This window comes from Nesterenkonia sp. CL21 (assembly GCF_031705515.1).
Taxonomy (GTDB): Bacteria; Actinomycetota; Actinomycetes; order Actinomycetales; family Micrococcaceae; genus Nesterenkonia; species Nesterenkonia aethiopica.
On sequence record NZ_JAUTWR010000003.1, the window covers coordinates 330142 to 337566 of the forward strand.

The window sequence follows — 7425 nt, forward strand, 5'->3', positions numbered from 1 at the left end:
CCGGATCAGGCGCGACGGTCCAGGCCGGCCTTGATCAGACCGGCGAACAGCGGGTGGGCGTCGGTGGGACGGGACTTCAGCTCCGGATGCGCCTGCGTGGAGACGTAGTAGGGGTGCTGGTCCCGGGGCAGTTCCACGAACTCGACCAGACGGCCGTCCGGGGAGGTGCCGGAGAACACCAGTCCCGCCTCGGCCAGCTGCTCACGGTAGGTGTTGTTCACCTCGTAGCGGTGGCGGTGACGCTCGGAGATCGCCGTGGCGCCGTAGGTCTCGGCCACCACGCTGTCCTCGGCGAGGACGGCGTCGTAGGCGCCCAGCCGCATGGTGCCGCCCAAGTCGCCGTCGCCGGAGACGATGTCCTTCTGCTCGGCCATGGTCGCGATCACCGGGTAGGCGGTGTCCGGGTCGAACTCGGTGGAGTTCGCCTCCGTCATGCCCACCACGTTGCGCGCGTACTCCATGACCATGGTCTGCAGGCCCAGGCACAGCCCCAGGGCGGGGATGCCGTGCTCCCGGGCGTGCCGGAAGGCCCCGATCTTGCCGTCGAGGCCGCGGACCCCGAACCCGCCGGGCACGCAGATCGCGTCCACGCCCTCCAGCGCCTTGGCCGCGCCCTCCTCGGAGGCACACAGGTCCGAGGCCACCCAGCGGATCTTGGTCTTGGCCCGGTGGGCGAAGCCTCCGGCGCGCAGCGCCTCGGTGACTGAGAGGTAGGCGTCCGGCAGATCGATGTACTTGCCGACCAGCGCGACCTCGACCTCGTGGTCGGGATGGTGGACGACGTCCAGCAGGCGGTTCCACTTGGACCAGTCGACATCCTTGAACTTCAGGTCCAGCTTCTGCACCACGTAGGCGTCGATGGCCTGCTTGTGGAGGATCCGGGGGATGTCGTAGATGCTGGGCGCGTCGGGACAGTTGATGACGGCGTCCTCGTCGACGTCGCACATCCGGGAGATCTTGCCCCGCACGTCCTGGGGAAGCTCCCCGGCCGAGCGCAGCACGATGCCGTCGGGCTGGATGCCGAGGCTGCGCAGCGCCGCCACCGAATGCTGGGTCGGCTTGGTCTTCAGCTCCTGGCTCGGACCGATGTAGGGAACCAGGGAGACGTGGAGGAAGAAGACGTTCTCCCGCCCGACGTCCTGCCGCACCTGACGGGCCGCCTCCAGGAACGGCTGGGACTCGATGTCACCGACTGTTCCGCCGATCTCAGTGATGATGACATCCGGGGCGTCCCGCTCGCCGTCGGCCTCGGCCGGCAGACGCATGCGGCGCTTGATCTCATCGGTGATGTGCGGGATCACCTGGACGGTGTCGCCGAGGTAGTCGCCGCGACGCTCACGCTCGATCACCGAGGAGTAGATCTGCCCGGTGGTGACGTTGTTCAGGCCGTCGAGGTTCTCATCCAGGAAGCGCTCGTAGTGGCCGATGTCCAGATCCGTCTCGGCGCCGTCTTCGGTGACGAAGACCTCACCGTGCTGGAAGGGGTTCATCGTGCCCGGATCCACATTCAGGTACGGATCGAGCTTCTGCATGACGACCGAGAGGCCGCGGGCCCGGAGCAGATGCCCCAGGGAGGAGGCGGTGAGCCCCTTGCCGAGAGAGGAGACGACGCCACCGGTCACGAAGATCTGACGGGGGGTCTGGGGACTGGACTGGTTCCGAGAACTGTTTCGATGCACCACGGAGTTCAAGACTATCAGCACCGGTCCACCGGCAGTACCCCGCCGCGGCACCGGCAGGTGCGACGTCGGCCACTCGCCTCCTCCCAGCTCCGGGTGCGCGAGCGGAGACCTCAGACTCCGGAGGCCGCCTCGAGCAGCTCGCGGGCGTGGGCACGGGCGGAGTCGGAGTCCTCCTGGCCCGCGAGCATGCGGGCCAGCTCGCTGACCCGCTCCTGCTCGTCGAGGGTCCGGACGTCGGTGGCGGTGAACCCGCCGCTCCCGGAACCGTCCTCCACCGAGGACTTGAAGACCCGCACATGATGCTGGGCGAAGGCGGCGACCTGCGGCAGATGGGTGACGACGATGACCTGCACATGGCGGGCCAGCATCGCGAGGCGACGTCCGATCTGCACCGCGGCCTTGCCGCCGACCCCGGCGTCGACCTCGTCGAAGATGAACGTGCCGGCCGAATCGTGGGCCGCCAGCACCACTTCGAGGGCGAGCATCACGCGGGAGAGCTCACCTCCGGAGGCGCCTTTGCCCAACGGCAGAGGGTCCGCGCCGGCGTGCGGAGCCAGCAGCATGGTCACGGCGTCCGCCCCATGAGGGCCCAGCTCCTCGGTCTCGGTGACCTCCACGACCATGCGCGCATGCGGCATCGCCAGGGCGGCGAGCTCCTCTCCGACCGCCTCGGCCAGACGACGCCCGGCCTCGGCGCGGCGGCGTCGCAGCTCGGCGGCGTCGGTACGCAGTCCCTCCTCGAGACGCTCGATCTCCGCAGAGAGCGTCTCGAGGCGGTCGGTGTCTGACTGCAGGGTCCCCAGGCGTCGCCGGGACTCCTCGGCCCAAGCCAGGACCGCGTCGACGTCGGGGCCGTACAGCCGCACCAGGCGGTCGAGGTCGGCTCGTCGCTGGTGCACCTCCGCCAGGCGCTCGGGGCCCGATTCGTCGAGTCCGGCGGCATAGATGCCCAGCTGGGAGGCGGCGTCGTTGAGCAGTCCCGAGACCGAGCTGATCTGCTCAGCGATCGCGGCCAGTTCCTCATCCTGGTCCTGCACGGGGCCCAGCGCGGTCGAGGCCGCTTCGACCAGCTCGACGGCGTGCGGGGCGTCTCCGACGGCCTCCGCCGCGTCCGGGCCGGCGAGCGCCTGCTGCGCGGACCGGGCCGCCTCACGCAGCCCCTCGACGTTCTCCAGCTTCAGGGACTCGGCCTTGAGCCGGTCGTCCTCCCCCGGCTGAGGGTCCACCTCATCGATCTGTTCGAGCGCCTGCTGCAGCTGCTCGGCCTCCAGCCGACGTTCCCGCTCGTGGGTGGTGATCTCCTCCAGCTCTGCCCGGCGGGCCTGGTAGGCCTCGTAGCGGGCCCGGTAGTCGCGGGCCAGTGCGGCGAACTCCTCGCCGGCGTAGCTGTCCAGCGCCCGGCGCTGGGCGGCGGCGGACTTCAGGCGGAGCTGGTCGGTCTGCCCGTGGACGGTGACCAGAGATGAGCCGATCTCGCCGAGCAGGGAGACCGGCACGCTGCGCCCGGAGACGCTGGCCCGGCTCCGGCCCTTGGCGCTGACCGCGCGCCCCAGCAGAAGCGTGGACCTCGGCGTGGCGTCCGGCGTCGTCGGCGCCTCGGCGGCCTCCTCGTCGTCGAACCACGCGCCGGCCTCACGCGCAAGCTCCACGGCCCGATGGTCCGCCTGCACCTGCAGCTCGGCGTCGACGGCGGCGCGCGGCGCGCCGCTGCGCACAGCAGCGGCCTCCGCCCGGGCGCCCAGGAGCAGCCCCAGGGCCGTGACGACCATCGTCTTGCCGGCGCCGGTCTCGCCCGTCACCACGTTCAGGCCGGGGTGGAGCTCGAGTTCGGCGCGTTCGATGACGCCGAGGTCGGTGATGGTGACGTGGTCGATCACGAGGTGGGTCCCTCCTCGAGGTGTCGGGCTCCTGTGGTCATCTCTCCCCCCATGGGGTGATCGGTGGGGTGGTCCGGGCCCTGGACGGTGTTCGCCGCATCCACGGGTCCCCTCCAGCCGGAGGTGGGCAGGTTGAACTTGTCCACGAGCCGCTCGGAGAACGGTGTCTGCTTGACCCGGGCGAGCAGGACGGGCTCGGCGGATCGGGTCACCTCGACACGGGAGCCGGCCGGCAGCTCGGTGGCGCGGCGTCCGTCGCACCAGAGCACCCCCTGCTCCTCCTCGCGCTGCAGGACCTCGACGGCCAGCACGGAGTCCGGTGCGACGACGAGCGGCCGGGCGAACAGGGCATGGGCGGAGATCGGGACCATCACCAGGGCCTCCACCTCGGGCCAGACCACGGGGCCGCCCGCGGAGAAGGCGTAGGCGGTGGAGCCGGTCGGGGTGGCCATCACGACGCCATCGCATCCGAAGGCGGAGATGGGGCGGCCGTCGACTTCTACGACCAGGTCCACCATGCGTTCCCGCGCGTGCTTCTCCACGCTGGCCTCGTTCAGCGCCCAGGTGCTGCCGATATGGTCGCCGGACTGCCAGACCTGCACATCGATCGCCATGCGACGCTCGACGGTGTAGTCCTGCTCGACCACCCACTGGACGGAGGCGTCGAGCTCGGTGCGCTCGGATTCGGCGAGGAACCCGACATGACCCAGGTTGATTCCCATCAGCGGCAGGTCCGCGCCGCGGACGAGCTCGGCGGCCCTCAGGATAGAGCCGTCGCCGCCCAGGACCATGCCGACCTCGCAGCGCGACAGCGGCACATCGGTGTCGGCGACGGCGATCGGGACGTCCCGCAGCCGGTCTCCGACGAGGTGTCCCAGCGAGGCGATGTCCCGCTCGAGCATGACGGGGGTGAGTCCTGCCTGATGGAGACGCTCCGCCACCGCGGCGGCGGCGTCGACGGCGTCGTGGCGACCGGTGTGGGCGAGCACGAGGATCTCCCGGCTTCCGTGCGCCTCCGTCATAGGGCCTCCTCCAGAGTTCGTTCGCCGTGGTGCTGGTCCGTGCCACCCGGTCCCAGGCCGGTGCCGGTCAGTCGCGGTAGTCGACCTGGTCCAGCCTAGCGGCACTCGCCGGGCCGCTGCTGGCCCCGGTCGACGTCTCGGAGCGTCTCAGGTGCAGGAAGAACTCGAGGTTGCCGTCCTGTCCGGGCAGCTGGGACCGGTGGGCGGAGAGCAGGTGCAGTCCGTGCTCCTCGGCCGAGCCGACGATGGCGGTCACCGCCTCCCGGCGCAGCTCCGGGCTGGTGACCACGCCGGTGCGGGCGATTCTCTCGCGGCCCACTTCGAACTGGGGCTTGACCATCAGCAGCAGATCGGCCCCGGCACGAGCCTGTCCGGCCAGTGGGGCCATGACCAGTCGCAGGGAGATGAAGGACAGGTCCGAGACGATGAGGTCGAAGGGTTCGCCGAGCTGCCCAGGGCTCAGGCCACGCAGATTCAGACCCTCATGGTTCTCCACACGGGGATCCTCCCGCAGTGCGGGCGCCAGCTGGTCATGGCCGACATCGACGGCGACCACCCGCCGGGCTCCCTGCGCCAGCAGCACCTGGGTGAATCCGCCGGTGGAGGCTCCGGCGTCCAGGCATCGACGCCCCTGCGCAGCGATCTCCGGACAGGCGGTGAGAGCCCCGAGCAGCTTATGAGCCGCCCGGCTCACCCAGGGGTCGTCCTCGGTGACCTCCACTCGCTGGGAGGTGCGCACCGTCGTCGCCGCCTTGGACACTGCGCGCCCGTCCACGCGCACGGAACCGGCACGGATGAGCTGCCCGGCCCGGCTGCGGCTCGTCGCCAGGCCGCGGGAGACGAGAGCTCGGTCCAGTCGCTCGGAGCTCATGGGGCGTCACCGTCCATCGAAGCTCAGTGCCGCCCCGTGGCCTCGAGGCGCTCCGACAGCTGCCGGTGCAGGTGCTCGGCCTCGGTGATGTGGGCGTCGAGCTCGTCGATCTCCATGTCGGTCACCGACTCCCCCTGGTGGGGGCTTGCCGGCTCCGGGTGCTGCTCGGTCATGCGGTGGCTCCTGCGAGGTCTTCGGCGAAGAGGTCGGCGAGGGTCTCGAGGATGTGGTCCGGACGGCTGGCGGCTTCGGCCGCCCCGACCGATTCCCGGGTATCGATGCCGGTCAGCACCAGGGCGGTGGTGAACCTCGCCCGGTTGCCGCCGAGGATGTCGGTGTCCAGCCGATCGCCGATGACCAGAGGGGCCTGCAGACCGAGAGCCTGGGCGGCCTGCACGAACATCACGGGCTCCGGCTTGCCCGCGGCGGTCGGGATGGTCCCGGTGGCACGGCCGACTGCTTCGATCAGCGCACCGTTCCCCGGTGCGATGCCGTGCTCCCGCGGAATGGTCAGGTCGCAGTTGGTGGCGAACCAGCGGGCGCCGTCGTTGACCGCATAGGCGGCCTCTGCCAGGTCGATCCAGCGCAGCTGGGGGTCGAAGCCCTGGATGACGGCGGCAGGCCGGTCGGCGGCGGAGTCCACGACCTGGAACCCTCCGTCCTCGACCAGCTGACGCAGATACCGACTCCCGGTCACCAGCACCCGGGCGCCCCGCGGGATCTCCCGTGCCATCAGGCTCACTCCGGCAGGAGCCGAACCGAAGACCTCGTGGGGGGAGGCGGGCATGCCGAGATCAGTGAGATGGCCGGCGACCTCCTCTGCCGAACGGGAGGCGTTGTTGGTGACGAACGCGCACGGGATCTCCCGACGCCGCAGCTCGGCCAGAGCCTCGACCGCTCCGTCCACGGCTCCGGGACCCGCATAGAGGACGCCGTCGAGGTCGAAGAGGACGCCATCATGGTGGTCGATCACGGCGCGCGTCATCCCTGGTCCTCACCCGCTCGAGGCCTGGGGGCACCGCCCATCACGTCCTTGACCTTGGGCAGCTCTGCAGGTTCGTCGTCGAAGTCCATGATCTCCGGAGACTCGAAGGCGCCTGCGCCGAGGGCCCTCTCCGCGACGAAGGCCTGGCGGCGCCACTGCTCCGCCTCCTCGCCGCGGCCGACGGCCTCCAGGGCATCGGCGTAGACGGTGAAGAGACGGGGTGAGAAGCTGAACGCGCGATCGCGCTGCAGCTCAGGGACTTCAAGCGCGGTCACGGCTGAGGCGTGGTCGCCCAGATCTGTGTGGGCCCCGGCGACGACGATGGCCAGCTCCGCGCGGACCGCACCGGTGAGTCGCTGGGCCTCGGGGCTCTCCCCCAGCTCCACAGCCTTCTGCGGTCGACCGAGCCCGCGTTCGCAGTCCGCTTGGACCGGGAGGTGGGTCTGGTCGCCGCTGATCCGCCGGTAGGTGCGCAACTCACGCAGCGCCTCGGAGAAGTCGCCCGCCGCGTAGGCGGTCAGCGCCACAGCCTCGCGCACGACGGCGAGTCGGCCGCCGCGCCGCGACGCCGCCAACGCGTGCTCCTGGGCCAATGCTGGGTCCACGTCGATGAGGCGTCCGGCCATCACGAGATGCTTGGCCACCCAGGTGCGGTTGGTGTCATTGAGCGTGCCCAGCTGGGAGGCCGCCTCCCGGTCCAGCTCCTTGCCGGTGACGTCCTCATCGATCTCCGGTGACCGCGGACGGTCCTCACGGTTGGAGCGGCGCAGGTCTCCCCTGGAACGGGAGGCACCGGCGCTACGCTCCTCGGGACGGTCAGGGCGGCTGCGACGCGGGCCGCGACGGTCGTCATATCGAGAGTTCACTGATCCAGGATACCTTCCGTGCCGAAGGATGACGGGAGTGAGCGCCTGTCAGCGCTGAGGGCAGACGCAACAAGAGCCGGGTCGAAGAATCAACGGTGATCCTTCAACCCGGCTCTCGTCCT

7 protein-coding genes are annotated in these 7425 nt (G+C 70.5%); all 7 read right to left on the minus strand.

Annotated elements, in window-relative coordinates; translation table 11 throughout:
• Positions 1-5 precede the first annotated feature (5 nt).
• The 7 genes from Q7C18_RS08130 to Q7C18_RS08160 all read right to left on the minus strand — a co-directional run bounded on the left by Q7C18_RS08130 (position 6) and on the right by Q7C18_RS08160 (position 7303).
• Complete coding sequence (locus Q7C18_RS08130; protein WP_311024943.1) at positions 6-1700, minus strand: CTP synthase; 1695 nt, start codon at positions 1698-1700, stop codon at positions 6-8.
• A gap of 92 nt (positions 1701-1792) precedes the next feature.
• Complete coding sequence (recN, locus tag Q7C18_RS08135) at positions 1793-3559, minus strand: DNA repair protein RecN (RefSeq protein ID WP_311024922.1); 1767 nt, start codon at positions 3557-3559, stop codon at positions 1793-1795.
• Positions 3556-4581 (minus strand): NAD kinase, encoded by a 1026-nt coding sequence (locus Q7C18_RS08140; protein WP_083277345.1) that lies wholly within the window; start codon positions 4579-4581, stop codon positions 3556-3558. Before Q7C18_RS08140 ends, recN begins: the two co-directional genes overlap by 4 nt.
• A 67-nt stretch (positions 4582-4648) precedes the next feature.
• Positions 4649-5452 carry a TlyA family RNA methyltransferase gene (locus Q7C18_RS08145; protein WP_311024923.1) on the minus strand — a complete coding sequence of 268 codons (804 nt, stop codon included), beginning with the start codon at positions 5450-5452 and terminating at the stop codon, positions 4649-4651.
• A gap of 23 nt (positions 5453-5475) precedes the next feature.
• The gene (locus Q7C18_RS08150) at positions 5476-5625 is read right to left on the minus strand and encodes a hypothetical protein (protein WP_170922677.1); all 150 of its coding nucleotides are present in this window, start codon (positions 5623-5625) and stop codon (positions 5476-5478) included.
• Positions 5622-6437, minus strand: coding sequence for an HAD-IIA family hydrolase (locus tag Q7C18_RS08155; protein WP_311024924.1), 816 nt, complete (start codon positions 6435-6437; stop codon positions 5622-5624). Before Q7C18_RS08155 ends, Q7C18_RS08150 begins: the two co-directional genes overlap by 4 nt.
• Positions 6434-7303: a hypothetical protein gene (locus Q7C18_RS08160; RefSeq protein WP_237090118.1), complete on the minus strand. Its 870-nt coding sequence runs from the start codon at positions 7301-7303 to the stop codon at positions 6434-6436. The genes Q7C18_RS08155 and Q7C18_RS08160 overlap by 4 nt, the downstream gene beginning before the upstream one ends.
• Positions 7304-7425 lie beyond the last annotated feature (122 nt).